The sequence below is a fragment of the Streptomyces sp. NPDC012637 genome (assembly GCF_042954805.1).
In the GTDB taxonomy this organism is placed as follows: domain Bacteria; phylum Actinomycetota; class Actinomycetes; order Streptomycetales; family Streptomycetaceae; genus Streptomyces.
The window spans coordinates 59,633-78,211 of sequence record NZ_JBIBDS010000013.1 but is presented as its reverse complement, the minus strand read 5'-3'; the positions used below and the strand labels follow the sequence as shown (position 1 = coordinate 78,211).

The 18,579-nt window shown below is 66.3% G+C and carries 13 protein-coding genes and 1 pseudogene; 11 read left to right on the top strand and 3 right to left on the bottom strand.

Annotation, left to right across the window (positions count from 1 at the left end; translation table 11 throughout):
* Positions 1-43 precede the first annotated feature (43 nt).
* The 3 genes from ACFY8W_RS36500 to ACFY8W_RS36490 all read right to left on the bottom strand — a co-directional run bounded on the left by ACFY8W_RS36500 (position 44) and on the right by ACFY8W_RS36490 (position 7,515).
* On the bottom strand, positions 44-4,201 hold the full coding sequence (locus ACFY8W_RS36500; RefSeq protein WP_391115140.1) for a tetratricopeptide repeat protein: 4,158 nt from the start codon (positions 4,199-4,201) through the stop codon (positions 44-46).
* 988 nt (positions 4,202-5,189) lie between these two features.
* Positions 5,190-6,176: an AAA family ATPase gene (locus ACFY8W_RS36495; protein ID WP_391115137.1), complete on the bottom strand. Its 987-nt coding sequence runs from the start codon at positions 6,174-6,176 to the stop codon at positions 5,190-5,192.
* Positions 6,177-6,204: 28 nt separating this feature from the next.
* A complete protein-coding gene (locus ACFY8W_RS36490) occupies positions 6,205-7,515 on the bottom strand; it encodes a TIR domain-containing protein (protein WP_391115188.1) in 1,311 nt (436 codons plus the stop codon).
* 526 nt (positions 7,516-8,041) lie between these two features.
* Here ACFY8W_RS36490 and ACFY8W_RS36485 point away from each other — a divergent pair.
* From ACFY8W_RS36485 to ACFY8W_RS36435, 11 genes and pseudogenes are all read left to right on the top strand, one after another.
* Complete coding sequence (locus ACFY8W_RS36485; RefSeq protein ID WP_391115135.1) at positions 8,042-8,476, top strand: hypothetical protein; 435 nt, start codon at positions 8,042-8,044, stop codon at positions 8,474-8,476.
* A 10-nt stretch (positions 8,477-8,486) separates the two neighbouring features.
* A complete protein-coding gene (locus ACFY8W_RS36480; RefSeq protein ID WP_391115132.1) occupies positions 8,487-9,257 on the top strand; it encodes a transposase in 771 nt (256 codons plus the stop codon).
* A pseudogene (locus ACFY8W_RS36475) lies at positions 9,161-9,484 on the top strand (AAA family ATPase); the annotation flags it as partial. The gene ACFY8W_RS36480 and the pseudogene ACFY8W_RS36475, both read left to right, overlap by 97 nt.
* A 141-nt stretch (positions 9,485-9,625) precedes the next feature.
* A complete protein-coding gene (locus ACFY8W_RS36470) occupies positions 9,626-9,832 on the top strand; it encodes a hypothetical protein (protein ID WP_391115129.1) in 207 nt (68 codons plus the stop codon).
* Positions 9,825-11,345, top strand: a complete 1,521-nt coding sequence (locus tag ACFY8W_RS36465; RefSeq protein WP_391115126.1) for an ATP-binding protein — start codon at positions 9,825-9,827, stop codon at positions 11,343-11,345. Before ACFY8W_RS36470 ends, ACFY8W_RS36465 begins: the two co-directional genes overlap by 8 nt.
* A complete protein-coding gene (locus ACFY8W_RS36460) occupies positions 11,342-12,151 on the top strand; it encodes a hypothetical protein (protein ID WP_391115124.1) in 810 nt (269 codons plus the stop codon). Before ACFY8W_RS36465 ends, ACFY8W_RS36460 begins: the two co-directional genes overlap by 4 nt.
* Positions 12,152-12,862: 711 nt before the next feature.
* Positions 12,863-14,047: a hypothetical protein gene (locus ACFY8W_RS36455; RefSeq protein ID WP_391115122.1), complete on the top strand. Its 1,185-nt coding sequence runs from the start codon at positions 12,863-12,865 to the stop codon at positions 14,045-14,047.
* A gap of 78 nt (positions 14,048-14,125) precedes the next feature.
* Positions 14,126-15,400, top strand: coding sequence for a NucA/NucB deoxyribonuclease domain-containing protein (locus tag ACFY8W_RS36450; protein WP_391115119.1), 1,275 nt, complete (start codon positions 14,126-14,128; stop codon positions 15,398-15,400).
* A 19-nt stretch (positions 15,401-15,419) separates the two neighbouring features.
* Positions 15,420-15,938: a hypothetical protein gene (locus ACFY8W_RS36445; protein ID WP_391115116.1), complete on the top strand. Its 519-nt coding sequence runs from the start codon at positions 15,420-15,422 to the stop codon at positions 15,936-15,938.
* 374 nt (positions 15,939-16,312) lie between these two features.
* On the top strand, positions 16,313-17,122 hold the full coding sequence (locus tag ACFY8W_RS36440; RefSeq protein ID WP_391115113.1) for an alpha/beta fold hydrolase: 810 nt from the start codon (positions 16,313-16,315) through the stop codon (positions 17,120-17,122).
* Positions 17,123-17,229: 107 nt separating this feature from the next.
* Positions 17,230-18,036 (top strand): helix-turn-helix domain-containing protein, encoded by an 807-nt coding sequence (locus ACFY8W_RS36435; RefSeq protein WP_391115185.1) that lies wholly within the window; start codon positions 17,230-17,232, stop codon positions 18,034-18,036.
* The last annotated feature ends 543 nt before the right edge of the window (positions 18,037-18,579 follow it).

Here is an 18,579-nt window from a genome sequence, read left to right as displayed (position 1 = left end):
GCCCCGTCGGCAGTGTGCCCAGCACTCGCCTTCGGAGGGCTATTTAGTCCTCACGCACAGCCTCTCTCAACCGCATGGCCTCCTGGAAGACGGCTCGGGCTTCCCTGTGCTCCCCCGCATCGTTGAGCAGGTCACTCAAAAGGAGCAGCGAGTCGAAGAGGCCCGTAGTGTCACGGCCATGGCGAAACGACTCGGTGGCAGCTCGCAAGTAGTCCAAGGATGAACTGTCGCCTGCGCTGTGTGCTGCACGCCCCAATGCGTGAAGCGCCCGTGCCCGCGAGGTGATATCTCCCAATGCCGTATGGACTTCGGCACTGTAAGACAGTGCACTGTGCGCTGCCTCGACGTCCCCTACCTCCACGTACGACAGCCCCAGATTCAGAAGAGCCTCCGCGAGCGCACGCTGATCCCCAGCAGACCGTAGCTCCGCCACCGCTTGGGAGAGTGCGTAGATTGCCTCGTCGGTCCGCTCCAGACGCCGAAGAGCGTTGCCGACGTTGTTAAGGCACTGCGCGGCCGAGGACCTGTCTCCAATCGTCAGATACCTGTCCCGAGCCCGCTCCAGTTCCAGCAAGGCTGCTCCGTCCTGCTGACTCTCCAGCAGTGCCAGCCCAAGGTTGTTGCCGGCTCGAGCCTCGCCTCCTACATCGCCGAGCTCGCCGTAAGCTGTAACGGCCTTGGCGAACAGGCCTCTCGCTTCTTCGAACTGGCCGACCTCGAGCATTGCCCGCCCCAGACTTTCCAGCACATCAGCATGTCCCGGTGCCTTGCCCATCTGTCCGACTCGCAAGGCAGCTAGTGCCAACGTCTCCATACCTTCCTCAGTGCGCCCCGTTCGCAACTGGGCTGTTCCAAGCGTGGTGAGCAGTACGGCGTTCTCATGCAAGGACACCTGATCTTGCTTCGATAGAGCCTGAGCTTGGCTCAGTTGAGTCAACGCCTCATGAGGCTTGCCCTGCTCCAGCAGAGCGATGGCCAGGTTGCTGAGGATCTGTACTAGGGCAGTGCGCTCGCCGATCTCGGTGCACCGCGTCGCCGCATCGCGCAGGATGCGGACCGCATCCTGCAGCCGTCCTCCCATAAGAAGCGTGGCGCCGAGGTTGCTCATCATCAGCGCGTAAGCCGCAGAGCGTTCGTCGGCCTTGTCGCCGAGCTGTGCCGCGTCCCGCAGCGCCGACATGGCAGCGTCGAAGTCCCCAGTCGTGGCCATGGCGACAGCGAAGTTGTTCAGTGCTGCGGCGCGCGTGTACTGGTTCGCGCCATCAGCGGCTGGCGAGCTGAGTACCGCGTTCATGATGCGCATGAGGTCATCGAACTGCCGGGTCTGGGTCAAGAACTCGGCCAATGCAAGGGCGATGGCAGCCCCGGTTGAGGCCAGACCCTCGCGCAGGCATGCATGGACTGCCGCCACGAGATTCCTGCGCTCTCGCTCCAGCCATTGCACTGCCTGCCTACGTGACGAGAAGGCGATTCGGGGCGCCTCGTGCTCGTCCCGGGTCCAGGCGTCGGCCTCTCGTGCGTGCTGCTCGTAGAACCCCATCAGGCGCCTGAGAGCGAGTGACCGTTCTTCCTTACTTGTCTGCAGGCGGCACTGATCCGCCGCGAACCGCTTGACGATTCCGTGCATCCGCCAGCGGTCAACGTCGTGATGAGCGAGACGTTGCAGCAGATGCAGCCTGAACAGTCTGCGCAGCAGATAATCCGGAGAGGCTCCTAGCAGAGCAAGAGCCGAAGCCTCGCTGAAGTCCTCACCAGGCAGGAGACCTAGGAGACGGAAGGCAGCAGCCTGCGCAGTAGTGAGCTGCTTGTAGGCCCACTCAAGAGCCGCTCGTACAGAGTGATCGGCATCGGAGAGGGCGTCAGCCAGGACTGCAGACCTTTCCAGTCGCTCGACCAGTGAGGCCGGCGTCAGCGTCGGTTCTTTACGGAGAAGGTCAGCAGCCTGGACCAGCGCCAGCGGATGTCCTCCGCACAACTCGCCCAGCATCCGTGTTGCCGCGGGGTTTTCCTCGAGCCTGTTTCTGCCGTCAGCTCCTGGTGGTACTGCCTTGGCCAGCAGGCTCACAGCATCGGCCGTGTCCAAGGGGCCCACCACAGTCCGCGCTGCACTGCGCAGTCCATGGGAGCGAGTGGTGATCAGAACCGACAGCCCCGGAGCGAGATGGGTCAGCGGGGCGTCACCGACGGATGGCGTATCGTCCAGAACCAACATGACAGGCTCACGCCCCGCGCCGGTCACCTGGTGCATGAGCGCCGAACACATCACCCAGGGATCCTCGGCCGAGCTGATTCCCGACTCGGGTACGCCCAACGCGCGCAGGAGTACATCAGCAGTAAACGGGCGTCCACGCAGACTGAGCCAGAGAACTCCGCCGGGGAACCATCCGCGGCCCCTGCCTGCGTGCACTGCTGCTGCTGCCAAAGAGGTCTTGCCCACACCCGGCATCCCCATCAGGACGGCAACCCGTCCCCGGTCCTGTGCGGAGTCAGACCAGTAGGAGAACAGCCGTTGCAGCGTGGAAATGCGCCCGGCAAAGGAAGACTGTTGCTTCGGTAGGTCACTGCGCACAGTCAGCTTGTGTGGAGGCTCAGCGGCCACAGCCCTCGCGATTGTCGTCTCACATGCCACGGATACGGCATCGGCTGATACTGCGGCAGTTTCCCGCCGACCTGTAGCAGCGTGCACGAATGATGCCCGTTCCATGAGCGCTCGGGCGGCCGGCCCCAGACCCACCAAGCCTGCCTCAAAGGGCGCGCCCGTAGCCACCAGCAGTAACGGAGCGAGGGCGCGATCATCAAGCACCTGAGACAATGCGCGCGCCACATCCTCTCCGTCGGCTTGGCGCAGGCATATATCAAGGTCGTCGAGCCACAGCACGGTATGAGAGCCGATCCGGTCCTCAGTGATGGCTTCCAGTAGCGCCTTCGACCGATCGATCAGGGGGGGAGCCCACACCCACCAATCGCTCAGAGCCTGCCGGACAGCCTCCCACGCAGCCCGTGTCCGTCCACTGGAACGCTTGCCTGCCACGACGATCAACTGGCTGCGCTCGGAGGCCTTGCTCATCAGCAGAGGGAGCAGCAGATCACTGGCACGCGGCATGCGCGGAACGAGGTCAGTCTGCACCCGCAGATCCGGTGTCATGTCGGATGAAATAGTGCGGGCCACGGGCTTGATCCGCGCTGCGATGCCGAATCTCAACGCGTCGTGATCTCGAAGCTCGGACACTCTGCTACCCAAGAGGCCACGATGCGGAGTCCCGCCGGCAATGCGCGCTGGATAGGGCAGCACCTCGGACGCACCACGAGCAGCCACCTCGTACACCACGCCCCGAGCGGTCCGGACGTAGACGGGAACGTGCGACACCGGCACTGCCATCTGCGCGCCGCGTGGCACACGCACCTTCTGCGCTTCGTCCAACATCCTTGCGTCACCGGCGATCTCAAGGACACGAGGCTGCGTATCCGGCACCAGAATGCCTACAGCGGGCCAGGACGGGTCGCCGATCGTCAGAGACGATCCGTCATGACGCACGGGCACGACCACATCGTCTACGCCAGCAAGGTGTGCAACGCGACTGGTGCCGATTCCCTGCCGCCCGTGCACGTTTGCTTCGTCAGAAAGCACTCCGAAGAGTTCGAGCGCTGTTGGTGTTTGTCTCACCCGTTCCGGAAAGCGCTGCCACGCCCCTGCGAACCAGCGCCGCAGACCTTGGCGGCGCGCTGGAGCATGCAGAGCTGCCTGCAAGGCACGCTCCAGCATCCGATCGATGCTCACGTCCGCGTCGTATGGCTCCAGACCTGCATCCGCGCATACGGCCGCCCACGTCACCTCTTCTTCCAACGCCAGGGCCGGTGACAGATCACGATGGAGACGCTGAATGACCTGACCCGCTCTGCGAACCGGTGCATCCTCCTGACTTTGAGACAGTTCACTGCACAGCAGGTCTCGAAGTGGCCCGAGAAGCTCGCGCTGTATGGCCATGTAATGACCACTGCTGCGTAGTGCCCACGGACCGAACCAGAGGGCGGACTCGGCAGAGACGTTGAGTTCCGGCCGCACCTCAATCCGGATCGCCCTCAGCAGCTCCGGCTCGATGCGCGTCGCGGTGCACAAGGCGATGGCAAGTAACTGAGCAGCCCCGGGAAGGTCGTCAACCTGTGGCGCACCATGAAGCCTCGGCGTGTCGTGTCCGCTCATGACAGAGCCACGTGGACCCGCGCCGTGGTCGTGCATCGGTCCCACGTCAGCACAGGCATCAATGAGCTCAGCCAGTCCGGCCACAACTCAGATGGTGCCGGCACCAATGCCACAGGCATGCACCCGGCCCGCCGGACCAACCCCACCACCCTTCTCCATTCCGACTGCAACCCGGCAGTTGACGTGCTGGCGTTATTCCCGAAGTCGCTCAAGACAACCACCCGCGCACCCTGAGGCGGCGGTTCGTATGGCCGCCACGTCCATCCGGGCCCGGATCCGCTCTGATGCAGAGGCGACTCCGAGAAGTACTGAACGTCACAACCATGGTGCCCAGTCAACGAGCGAATTCGATCGACCAGCTCCCGCTGATCCCGATAGAAGGGCTGCATACCGACGCCGAGGTCGACCAGCACCTGGACCCCGAAGCGCAAGGTGCGCACAGGCTCACGCGGAAGCTGCGACACAGCGTCACCCCGACAGACCAAGTCCAGCAGACGATCAACATCAACTGCCCCTTCCTGCATGACCCTCGAGAGAAGAAGATGCAAACTGGCACTCTCGGAACTCGGCGGCAACAGAGGCTGGTAGGAGAGCTCGGCCTTCGGTGATGGATCCCGCTGCTGCTCGGCGAGCATCGGCTCAGTCCATTGACGCGCAACCGCCTCATCGCCGGTGCTGATTGGACTGAGCACCGGCAAAGGCTCATCCAGCGTCTCAGGCTGCTGATCGCCGCCTTGGGACACAGGGCGCCCCTTCTCCTGTTGTGTGGCTGCAGGTGTTACTAAGGGAGCCGACCGCCGAGCAGGCGCACTGTCTGGCAGCGGCCGCTCAGGTGCGGCCCACGACATCCCGAGGAGCGCCGCGACCCTCCTCAGCTTTGCATGGTCGGCCGGATCAACGTTCAGAGCCGTGACAGCCCTGGCCATGTCAGCGATCCAGTTCTCCCCGCGGGAGTACCGGCTCTGGTTCTGCTGAGACATCATCGCGCTCACCGCCTAAAATGCTGCGGCTTGACAAGGGTCAACCGGCACACGGCGTCCCAGCGTCCTTCCCCGACCGTGAGGTTCAGCGCACGGCATGCCCACAAGGCATCGAGGTACTCGGCAGTACTCGGTTCGCGTACATTGTTCTTGCGGGCATCCTGTCTCACCCTTCTCAGCTCATGTGCCAGAGCTTCGGCCAGTCGCATGTCGCTGTCTTGGACCGTTCCCAGACGCGCCGTCAGATGTGTGCTGGCGATTTCAACCAGCTGCTCGACGGACGAAGGGGGTGTCAGCTCGGCGATCACGCATCGCCTCAGGAAGGCCTGAGGGAGTTCCCTTTCCTCGTTCGTCGTGATGACGACCAAGTGCTGATGGAACGGACGATCCGACACCGTCCCCTGGCTGGGTTCAATGGCCACTGCCGTTCCTGACTCAGCAACCGTGAACCCATGAGTGCCCAGCGGAACGAGCAGCCCGTTCGGGACGTCCGGATCCGCCTTGTCGATCTCGTCGATAAGGACCACTGAATGACCAGGATCTCGACCCTCATTCCGCTCTTCCATAGGGTGCTTGTCCATCTGCAACCCGCGAACCTGTGCGCTCTGACTAACGTGCCGGCGGGCGGACTCCGGTGCGAATGCCCACCACAGAGGGCCGGGCTCGACGTAGGCATCAGGACCCGGCAGCCTTCTGTTCCGCCACGACCGAGACGCTTGCGCGTCGGCTAGCCGGGCCACGCCGTCGTAAGTCCATTGCAGATCGCGGGCTCGAGTCTGAGACGTCACAACGAAGTTGTAGTATCGCCACTTGCGCTGCTCGGCCACAAAGGGTGCCATGGAACTCTTCCCGGAACCAGGTTTCCCCCGCAGGAGCAAGGGTCTTCCAGCAGCAAGCGCCACTTCGACAGCGAGCTGCAAATCATCTGGCATCACGTAGACGAGACCGTCATCCCGATCAGGCACGTCCGCTTGCTCGGCTGTGGAAAGAGTCATGGAAGGAACTCCCTGTTCAGACGGTGAGTCAGCTGGCCTTGCGAACGACGCTGTCCAGTTCCTGCTTGAAGGCGTGCGCACGCATCTCTATCTCCTGGGGAATACACACAGGAATCGCTCGGGAAAGAGACAGATCGTCCAGCACCTTCTGCTCTGGAATCTCCTCAGGGCAAAGCACCACAATCACGAGCCACTCATAGTCAGCGTGCAAGGCATTCACGACACGAGCCACGTCTCCCAGCTCGTAGCCGCGCGAGTCGATTACGAGATACTCGCGTGTCTTCGGACGCGGATGAACCCGCTCAGGGCAGAGCCCCATACCAGGCGGCACTGCGAAGAGTTCTTCCAGCGCCGCGTGACAGCTCTCCATTAGCGCGTCGTAGGGACTGCTCTCGTCGAGTGGCACGTCCTCACAAGCTGGCAGCGCACGAAGGTGATAGGAACGAGGCGCATTGCAGACAGCACGGCTGATGTGCTGCGTCGCCGACCAGTCCGAGTACGCCCGCAGCAGTACGAGAGGGCCGCAGGCATCCGCCTCTGGGGGATGCGGGGGAGCGAAGTGCTGAGAGTCGTCCGGGTCAGCCCATGAGGGGAGCAGCTCATCAGCGAGTTGGAGCAATTGGCCTGACTCGAGCCCCGATCGTAACGCCGCCAGGGCGTCGGGCAATAAACTCGCGCCCGTATCACGCACTAGCTCTCCCGCTCGGAACATCATGTGCGCGAGGAATAACTCAGCGCCCACGCTGGCCCGTACGTGCAACCTGTCAACAGATGAGCACTGCAATTCCTCCGCGGCGTCGCTGAGCGAGTCCGCGTCCCGTACCCGAGCACTGCGAAGAAAGCTTGCAATGCGCTTAGTCCACTTGAGGAAACCCTGATCGCCCGGTTTCCCGGCAACGGGCGCGAACTCATCAAGAATCCAATCGATGATCCGCTCGGTGAGGGCCTCTTGTGGCAGCGGGTTCCTCTCGCGCTGGCCGAGTTCGGCCTGCAAGGCGAGTAGTGCGCCGAAACCACGCCTGCGGGCCCTGGCCGTGTCCTTCGTCCCGATGAAACACGGAAGCACCGTACGCAAGCTCCGCACGACGTGCCGCGACATCAGCACATCAGCTTCCCGCCGTACCCAGTCCGACTCCTCGATGGTCTGCGGACCCAGCAGCACGACTGCGGCATCACAGAGATACATCTCTTCGAACAAGGCTGGATTCCAAGACTCGCCGACCCGCAACTTCTCGACGTCCACGAACACGTCGTAGCCGCGCTCGGAGAGCCGGGGTTCCAGGATGCTGAGCGCGCGTGCGACCTCCGGGTCCTTGCCGCTCCCGTGACTGACGAAGATCTTCAGCGTGCCCCCCGATTTCCCCGCCGCGATCTCGCGAACGATCGCGGCACGCTCTGTCCAGATGCCCTCTACGCCGATTGTTGCTCGATCTCGTGCGCCTGGGCAGGCGGTTGGTTGAGATCGTATGCCAGCCCCGCGTCAGGCCGGACCGTCCCGCATCGCGTAGGCGCGCTCTCCACAGGCAACACAGTTGGAGACATGCAGGCCGGCCGCACCGCTCAGCAGCGATGACGTGTGCTGTCTACGGCTGTTGATCTGGATGACGGACCAGCCCTTCGCCTTCATGGGTCCGTCAGCCAGGTCACTACCACTGTCGGGCGACACGAGATTGACAGTGATCGGCGACACGGAGTGTGTCAGTGGACCGGCCATGCCGGCTCAAACGAACCGGTACTGCGCACCGCTCATCCGGCAGCCGCACCGTTCAGCGAGTCCCCTTCGCTGTCGTTGAGGAGCCGACGGACTAAGGGTTGTCCCGTATAAGGCTGTGAGCTGAGAGGTCGGTCGGCGCTACTGTCGACCGATGGAGTTTGAGAAGTCGAACGGGTGCCCGCTTCATGGCGGTGGGGCGGCCGCCCAGAGCCTCGTGGGACGCCTGCTGGTGGAGGTCGTCGGATCGCGGCATGTGTATGGCAGCGATGCCCCTGCGGGGCCGCTGGACGTGTGGCTGGTCGATGACCGGGGTGCCACCGTTCACGTCACGACCGGATCGGACGGGTGTCTGATCGTCGAGGAGTCGGAGCCGCACACCGGCTACGACATGGGCGACTGGGGACGCGTCACCGTGGCTGCGATCGGCAACGAGACACCGTTCGCAGATCACATCGGGGAAAGCATTCTGGCGGTGCGGGAAGAGCACGAACCGAACACCGGACGCGTTGCTCTGGAGCTCTCATTCCCCAGAGGTCGCGTCCGCTGCGAGAGCTGGGCTGAGGATCTCCGCCTGACCCTGATGTGATGATCTTGCTGTGGCTGGTGTGATCACGGCGTCGGAGCCGTCCTGGATAGCCCCGTTCACCGGGCTGAGCCCGCGGCAGTTCGGGAAGCTGGTGACGGTGCTGCGGCGCGAGGGCGCGGACACGGCCCGCAGAGGCCGGCCGTGGAGCCTTCCGCTGGAGGACCGGGCCCTGCTCGTCGCGGCTTACTGGCGCACGAACCTGACCATGCGGCAGCTCGCCCCGCTGTTCGGGGTCTCGAAGTCGGCGGCGGACCGGATCATCGATCACCTCGGGCCCATGCTCGCCCTCCAGCCCCGCAAGCGGTTCGCCAAGGGCACCGTGCTCATCGTGGACGGCACCCTGGTCCCCACCCGCGACCACGCCATCGCCGAGCGGTCGAAGAACTACCGGTACTCCACCAACCACCAGGTCGTCATCGACGCCGACACCCGCCTGGTCGTCGTGGTCGGCCGGCCGCTCGCCGGAAACCGCAACGACTGCAAGGCGTGGGAGGAATCCGGCGCCAAGGCCGCCGTCGGCAAGACCCTCACGATCGCCGACGGCGGCTACCCGGGCACCGGACTCGTCATCCCGCACCGCCGCAAGCGCGGCCAGACCGAACTCCCGGCCTGGAAAGAGGAACACAACAAGTCCCATAAGCAGGTCCGAGCCCGCGTCGAGCACGTCTTCGCCCGAATGAAGAACTGGAAGATACTCCGCGACTGCCGCCTCAAGGGCGACGGCGTCCACCACGCCATGCTCGGCATCGCCCGCATGCACAACCTCGCCCTCGCAGGATAGGCAAGCGGGCCACACAGCGGCCAACCACACCCGAGGCGACCCGAAGATCATTTACGGGACAACCCTTAGCCGAACTCACCGGCACCGAGGCCCCCAAGTCCCGCAACCGGTTCCACATCACCAACCGGCTCCTGGACCTGCTCGCCCACCCCCGCCGCCTGGTCGTCGTCGACGAGGCCCAGCGCCTCAACAGCGACTGCATCGAACTGCTGCGGCACCTGCACGACGAGCCGAAGACGAACTTCGCCCTCCTCTACGTCGGCGGCGACGGCTGCTGGGAGGTCCTCTCCCGCGAACCGATGCTCCGCTCCCGCGTCTTCCGCCGCCTGCCCTTCCGCCCCCTGTCCGCCGAGGAAGTCCCCGCCCTCATGCGCGACTACCACCCCATCTACGCGGAGGCCGACGACACGCTGCTGAGGCAGATCGACGAACTGTACGGACAGGGCACCATGCGCGACTGGGCCGCCTTCACCCACACCGCCGCCAGCCTCTGCCAGGACGCCGGCCGCGCCCGCATCGACACCGAGGTCATCGACAACGCCCTCACCCTCCTCGGCGGCGGCGTGTATGCCTGACACCGCCCCCGCGGTCCTCAACCGCGACCTGCCGACCGGGCCCCGCCTGGTCCTGGTCGCCAACCCCGGCGACGACCACCGCATGGTGCGCCGCCTGGCCGCCGTCGAAGGCCCCGGCCGCCTCGTCGTCCGCCCCACCCCCGGCGGCCGCGTCAGCGACCTCGCACTCGACATCCTCACCGCCACCGGCCGCAGCCCCTCCGCCCTGCTCGCCGACCGCATCCCCACCTCCGACGCCTGGGCCCAGGCCGCCGCCCAGCTCACCGCCGACCAGACCCGCCACCTCGTCGTCGACCGCGCCCACCGGCTCCCCGGCGACGCCCTCGAACTCCTCGCCGACCTCGGCCGCCGCGCCGGCGCCACCGTGTGGCTGATCTGGCCGACCACCGAGGACGACAAGCACGTGCCCGCACCGCTGCGCGCCTTCCGCGACGCCGGCTACCGCCTGGACGCCATCGACTTCCGCGCCTTCATGCGCGAGCTGCCGCCCCCGCCGCGCGTCCTGACCGGCGGCCTGCGCGCCGACGCGGAAACCCCGTGGGCCGAAGGCACCGGCCCCGCCCTGCCCATGCAGGACTTCCCCGTCTTCCTCGCGCACTGCCGCGAGAAGCTCCCCGGCAACACCTTCACCGCCGTACGCGCCGTCTACGACCGCGAGGTCCACCTCGCCGACCAGTGGCTCACCCGCCGCGGCCTGACCGGCCACCACACCCACCCCGGCAGCCCGAGGCACACCCGCGCCTTCGCCGCCCGCCTCACCTTCCACCTCCGCGACCACCGCATCGGCCCCGCCCCCGACCAAGCCCACGCCCTCGCCCGGCTCCGCGGCATCCAGACCGCCCTGTTCCTCCGCGGCTACCTGCTGCGCTGGCAGTACGAGACCCTCGGCGCCGGCCCCACCACCCGCCTGCTGTCCCAGCTCACCGCCCGCGTCTGCGACAAGCTCCGCGCCGCCGCCACCATCGAAGACGCCGCCGCGACCGCCCTGTCCATCCACCTCTCCCACGGCCCTACCGGACTCGGCCTGATCACCTGCGGCAACACCGCCCCCGACGGCCACACCATCCACCTGCCGGTCACCGGCAGCCCGTACATCTCCGAGGAGACCCGCTTCCTCACCGTGCCGTGGAAGTGGCGCAGCCACCGCCACCGCCCCATCGAACTGTCCGCGCTCGACGTCCTCCACCTCGAATCCGACGACCCGGTCCTCCTGCCCGACCACGTCGCCCCGCTCATCGCCGCCCACCTCGCCTACCGCCGCCAGCAGGGCGCCACCGACTCCGACCCTCTGTTCGTCCACCCCGACAGCCCCGGCGTCAAAAGCCCCGAGCCCGGCCTACGCGAAGCCGTCCTCCGCACCTGCCACCGCATCCACCTCAACCCGGCCTGGCTCCACCGCTCCCACTGCCGCCACGGCGACGAGGACCAGCGCGACGCCCAGCAGGCTGGATGGATGCATCACCGCGGCCTCGACCTCATCCCCCTCAGCGACCACGTCCGCAGCCGCCTGTGATCAGCAACGATGCCGCCTTCGGCCCCCGCCCCGGCCGCCAAGGACCCCGACGCCACAAGACGGCCCCCAAGAACCACGTCCTCAAGCGGCGACTGCTCGCCGCCGGCATGACCGCCTGGCAGCTCGCCGACCTCCTCGGCGTCCACGAGCACCAGATCGACCTCGCAGAACTCCCCGACCTGCCCGTCCGCGTCCTACTCGAACTCGCCCGCCGCCTCGACATGAACCCCGCGGACCTCATGGCGGGGGCGGACGACCTCTTCGAGCGGCCCCGCCAGCGCGAAGTCCTCGACCGGCGCCCGCCCGGCGCAGCCCGCGACGCCCTCACCCTGATCACTGCGCTCGCGCACGCCGACGGTCCCCTCACCGCCGACGGCATCGCCCTCGCGCTCACCTGGAACAGCTTCCGCCTGACCGCCGCTCTCGACCACGCCCGCACCCATCCCGACGCCGGCGGGGCGCTCGCCCTCCGCCACGTCCCGCCGGACGGCTACACCGCCGCCCCGCGCCTCGACGTCCTGCGGCCCGACCAGGCCGACGCCGTCACCGGACGGAAGAACCCCCGCCCCGACATCCGCGGCCCGATCCAGCCCGTCGAGGCGGAGGTCCTCCTGCGCGTCTGGGTCGACGGCGGTATCGACACCGGCGACGCCGCCCAGCGCCAGGCGCTCGAAGACCTCGCCGCCGCCGACATGGTCACCCGCAGCGACCTCATCGACGTCCTGCCCGACCACGTCGCGTACAGCCTGCGGATGCTCTCCGAGCCGTCACCGCCTACTGACACACCTCATGTCGCCGACCACTGACATCTCACGTCGCGACCCACTGACGTTCTGACGTCGTCCGACAACCACGATCGCGCTTTGGTTGATGAACCGATCCATCCACCGCCCTGGGGCGCTGAAGGGGCGCAGCGACTTCCATCAAACGGGCAATTCAACTATCTGGTACAAGCCAAGTTCACTGTGACGGATGGTGCTCCAGGTGCTCTGGCGGTTACGTTCATGACCGTTCGTAAGGGATCTTGCATCGGCTGACCACCGGGCGATCCCCAACCAGAGCGCCCAGGGGGAGAATTCACCATGAAATCAGCACTCACCGATCGCTAACTGAGCCGCAGCGCCCGGCGCCACGCCGTTCGACGTTCCTCGGCGTGCCCCGCTTACGCCTGCTCACCCGCCGCCGTGCTGGATCTTCTGCGCGCTCTGACCAAGCCAGAGACTGATCCGTTTGCCGCGGCCTTGAACCTTCACGCCTTCACCGGATGACGCCTGCCGACCGCTGCCGGTCCGCTGCCGGGCTGTCGGCCTTCTGCATGAGTCACCCACGCATTCACACCGGTTGCCTACGCGCGCATGCCCATTCCACGTGTGCGCCGCAACCGGCTCCTGAAACGAGAGAAGACGATCTCTATGCCCCCTTCCCCACGCGTGCTTGCCGCCGGCTTAGGCCTGACCGCCCTGCTCGCCCTCGGCGTCAATCCGGCTCACGCCGCCGCTCCTCAGCAGCCATGCGACATGACTTACGCAGGCAACATCGGCTCCTACGCCATGACCTGCAGCGAACCCGGCGAGCCGATGATCGGCGGATTCGCCACCTGGAGAAACGTCCCCATCGCCTTCGACAAGGTCGACACCCCGAACACCACCGTCACCGCGGCGAACTACCTGCGGCTCACCCCCAACACGGAGAGCTCACCGTTCGCCAACAACATCGAGATCGGCCTCTACGCCGAGAAGACGGGCAAGACCACCTCGACCTACGGCCCCAAATGGACCGAGCTCGGCAAGAACGGCGGCAAGACCAAGGCCATCACCGCCGGTGTCGACCCGGCCAAACCGGACGGCCGCAACCACACCTACATGCTGCTGCGCCAGTCCACCGGCGACCAGTGGGACGTCCTGTACGACTTCAACACGGTCGGCACCACCACCGATCAGCTGAAGGTCGTCCCCGGGTCCACGAACCGCATCGACACCGGCCTGGAACTCCTGGGGCACCAGTACATCGACGTCCCACAGATCGCCAACCGCATGCAGTTCATGGACGGCAACAAAACATGGCGCCAGGTCGCCACCAAGAACACGGCGAAAGTCGTCACCCTTCCCGCGTGCAGTGCCACCAAGAAGCCGCCGAACTGCATCAACGCGACACTGACCGACAACACCTCCTTCGCCCAGTGGACCGTGAGCAAGCCGCGCAAGCCCGCCACCGTCGCGCCGCCAGCGACCACCTTCATGGCCCCGCCCCTGGCAGGCGCGACCACCTCGCCGGCGGTGTACAACGGCGTCGACCAGACCGCACTTCAGCAGTGCCTGGCCAACGACCCCGACCACTGCCTCGAGACCGTTGCCGGCCTCGCCGAATGCGTCCGCACCATCGGCCAGTGCAACGCCACTTCGGAGCAGGTCCAGGCCGGCCGCCGCCTCTCCGCCCGCAACAGCTCGGAAGTATCCGCCGACACTGTGATCGAGCAGGCAGCGGCAGCTTTCCACGTCGCCCCTGAGACCATCACTGCCACAGCGACCCAGCCGCAGGCTGCCATGACTGCTGACGGGCCAGCGTGGCAGGTGACCTCCACCCAGCCGACACCCGGCCTGCGACCCACCGGCCACACCTACACCGGGTTCACCGCCCTCTACTCCGCTCAGACAGGCCAGCTCCTCGAAGCCTGCTGGGGCGACATGTGCCACGCCGCCTGACCCACCCAACGGCCACGAAAGCCCTGCCCCGACCCAACCGCGGCACCACACCTGCGCACCTCACGCATAGGAGCGACCTTGCCCACCCACCTCACCAAGCGCTGGACACGCGGCATCACAGCCGCATGCCTTCTCAGCGCCCTACTCATACCCGCCACCGCCAACGCCGCTCAGCCGCGCCCCGATGTCACCCCGACGGGCGTCGACTTCGTCGATGCCAGTACCCTCTCGGCGAGCGAGCTGAAGAAGCTACCCGCACCCGTTCCTCTGGCCGAGTACTTGGGAAAGAGCCGTCCGACGCCCAAGCCTCGGACCGCGGCCTTACTGCCGGCGCAGGAACCCGACCTGCGGGCCGAATGCGCCAAACACGAAGCCGAGGCCAAGTCCAAGACCGGCTGGCTCAAGAGCCGCTTCGAAAGCTGCTACAAGCGCCACTACGACCTGGTCCTCCGCGACAGGAACAAGCCCGAGAACACCCGAGGACGCCTCATCTTCGACTCATGGGTCCTGGGCTTCGCCCATGACGGCACCCGCGAGGTTGACTTCGCCGCCAGCGTGGAGAACATCCAGGTCGCCGCCTCAGGGGACGAGGACGCCAAACAGTGGCGCATCGGCCAGCACTTCAGCACCTCCGTCGACGCCACCTCCAGCGACCCCAACCCCCAGCTCACCCAGCCCACCGACACCAAGCGCGATGAACTGCTCGGCGTCTGGGACTCCAGGCCCACCTGGACACTCGTCTACAGCTCACCCGACCTCGGAGCGCAGTACGCACAGGGCAACCTCCAGCGTGTCTTCACCGTGCTGGACATGACCACCACCGTGAACTCGCCCACCGTGGACCCCTACGTTGAGGTCGGCAGCTTCCAGTCCACCTTCCGCTTCGACTACGCCGGCCCCATCGCCGGCAAGTACAAGGGCGCCGTCTTCACCCAGGCCAGGGCCGAGCTCGTCATGAGCCAGAAGGACCCCGCCGTCAACGAAAGCGCCCTGCACATCTACGACGCACTCAAGCGTCCCGAACGAACCTTCCCCTCCTTCCTCGGCAAGTCAGTACCCGGTGAGAAGGAACCCCTGCACCGCCTCGTCGACACCGACAAAAGCGACAAGCAGCGAGCCAACTCCATCAAGGAGTGCAAGAAGATCTGGGGCGACTACTCCGGCACCCGACTGCAGTGCGACGAGTACCCCTTCGCCAGCACCTACGAAGGATCTTTGAAGGGCAACAACCGCTTCTCCGTCCGCCTCATCGAAGGCACGGACAACGAGGCCGGTGGCCGAATGCTCAACAGCATGTACATCGCCAACCGCATACTCGACGGCGACCCCTTCTACGTGAAGATCACCCCCTGACCCAAGGAGCCCCGCTCGCATGCAGCCCGTCGCCGAGTTCAGCGTCACCGCCCGCCCAGACCGCCGCATCGTCGAGGTCTACGACGCAGACGCCTACCTCGGCGACGAGCAGGCCATGGCCACCTCCCGCCAGCAGGTCGTAGCCGGCAACGGCTACCACCTCTACATCCACACCCTCCAGCCCGACATCCGCGTCCACATCACCATCCGCCTCTGGGACACCCCACCCCCGCCTCCCGCCGAAGCCGAAGGCCACGCGCCCATCACTCTCGACTCGGAGACCGGCATCCTCGTCGTCAACCAGCTCACCCTGGGTCCCGCCGGAGAGATGACGCTGCCCGAGCCCGGCGTCTACGAAGGAACCGCCTGGTGGGCCAGCCGCCAAGCCGCCGCCGACTACTACAACCTCACCCTTCAGGAGATCGAAGAAGACTGGAGCCCAGAGCGTGTCACGCAGGCCTGGGCCGACTGCCCCACCCCCGAGCACTACATCCTCGACCTCAGCTACATCAGGCCGTCACCGGACGATGACGAGTGACAAGCTGCAGGAACGTCCCGCAGGCGTGTGAGGATGACGCGGCACGTGTGCAGGAACTCCAGGTCGAAGGCGATCCCCCACCTCCAGGGTTGTCCGCCGCGGCGTGGCTGAGCGAGAGCCTCCTCGATCTGAGGAAGGGCTGGACGTGCCGCCTGCCCCATGCGGTTCAGACAAGCCGCGCCTCCGCAAGGTGGAATCGTTGTCCTTCCAGGGCGCAGCAGCGCCTGTACGACGATTTCGCCTCCGGGTGGGCCACCGATCTCCCACACGGCCGACGTGACGTGGATAAGGGTTCACGGAAGTCCTGGCGATCGTCCGCCCCGTGACGACATTTGTACAAGACCGAGGGCCGGCAGCCCGGCATCCTCCCGAGTATGGCTATCCACGACGGTAAGCACGTGCACGGGATGCACGTGGTCCACGACGGCCCGCGGGAGGCGCCGCCGCTACTGCTCATCCACGGATCGGGGGCCTCGGGCAGCTCCTGGGGCCCGGTAGTGCCGGCACTGGCCAGCCGGTATCACGTCATCCTGATCGACCTCCCGGGCCACGGTCAGTCCCCGCCCGCGCCGTCCTACGACGTGCCTGAGCAGGCAGCCAGCCTGGCCGCGGCGCTCGACGAGCTCGGCCTTCGTCCAGTCACTGTGGCCGGGCACTCCAGCGGCGGGTACATCGCCACCGCCCTCGCCGAACAGCGCCCGGACCTGGTGGGTTCGCTCGCACTGATCAGCAGTGGCCCGAGTCCCGACGCGCTCCTTCCGCAGCCCGCCCTCCTTCGGGTCCTGATCGACCCGCCGCTCGGCCCGCTTCTATGGAGAGTCCGTTCCAAGGCGATGCTCCGCCGGGGGGTGACCGCGGTGTGCAACCGCCCGGTGGACGTCCCGGACGACCTGATCGCCGACGTACGGGGCATCAACTACCGCACGTTCAGAACGGTGCTGCGCCAAAACGGCGCGTACATCGCCGAGAGGAGCGTACCCGCACGCCTGACCGCACTCGATGTCCCCATTCTGGTGATCTTCGGCGCTGCCGACCCCCGCTGGGATCCGTCTTCGGCGCGCCACTACGACACGGTGCCGAACGCGCGAGTCGAGCAGCTGCCCGACGTCGGGCACTTCCCCATGCTCGAAGCGCCGGAGGAAACCAGGGAGTTGCTGCTGCGCTTCGCAGCGACGGGCCGCTGACACCCATCGCCTAGCCTGTTGCTGTGAAGCCCACCGAATCACCACCTGACTGGGCGTCGGTGGAGGTCGCCGTGCCCCGCCAGCCCGGCCGGCTGCCAGGGGTCAGCATGGCCGGGTTCCGCCAGCGTGCTCCGGCAGACGTGGATATCGCCATGGTCGCGCACTCCTCGGTGACTCTGTTCGTGGACCTGAGCGACGGAGACGGGCTTGTCTACGACGCCCACGGCCGGCGCGAATGCGGCAGCACGGTCGTTGGACTGGTACCGGGCGACCTTCGGCTCGGGGGCCGGGCGGCCGGGGGGATCGAGTGCCTTCAGATCCGGTTGTCGCCGGTCCTGGCGGTTGCGGTGTTCGGAGCATCGACCGACCTTAGCGGGACGGTAGTCTCCCTCGACGATGTCTGGGGCCGCGACGCCGGGAGAACCGAGGAAAGGCTGCGGGCCGCCGCGTCATGGGACGAGAGGTTCACGATCGCAGCGGAAGCCCTCGGCCGACGGATGAGCGCCCGCCCGTCGCTCGATCCAGAGGTGGCCGCCGCTTGGCGGCTGATGCGCACCACCCGGGGACTGGCGCGCGTCGACAACCTGGCGAAAGAGCTGGGATGGAGCCGTCAGCGCCTGTGGTCCCGCTTTCGGTCCCAGATCGGCCTCACTCCCAAGCACGCCGCCCGGCTGGTGCGCTTCGACCACGCCGCCCATCTCCTCGCGGCGGGTAACGCCGCCGCCCAGGTGGCGGCCGCAAGCGGCTACGTCGACCAGGCCCACCTCCACCGCGAGGTCAAAGCGTTCACCGGGGTGACACCCACCGCCATAGCCACTGCGCCGTGGCTTGCCATCGATGACGTCGCGTGGCCGACCGCGTTCGCGAGCCTGACACCGTCGACGTCTTCGATCCATCAGGTTCCGGCGAAGTGAGATCCCACAGGAGACGAGGCATCGTCTCTCAGCACGCGCCCGGATGAGGAGCGGACAGCACAAACGAGAACGGGTGGGAATCGACAGGTTCAACGCGACAGGACAGCTGAGAAAGAACAACCGGCCGGCTTCAAGCCTCGCAGGTGCCAAGAAGCCCGCCCAGGTGACAAGTAGCAGACTTCAGCTCAATGGGGTAATGGTCAACACCTCGTGAACCGCCCTCTACGATCAGGGCGTTCGAAGTGGCTCCGGGCGGAGGTGGTGCCGCGTCGGTTTGGTGAGTACCACCCCCAGCTCTGACGGGCGGGGGAGGGGATCCTCTGTCGATGCCGCACATACCGCACATACGTACCCCAACACTCCCGGAGCCACTGACAGCATCGCACACGGCCCATCAACTCTGCATCGTCTTTGGCTGATGACAGACCTGGCTGCCCAGCGGAGTTATAAGCGGAGATTGCAGTGTGGCTCCGGACTGGCGGCGTCCACCTAACGGCACTACGGGATTGCCGGCTTCTGCGCTTTCAGAGCGGCTGGGGATCG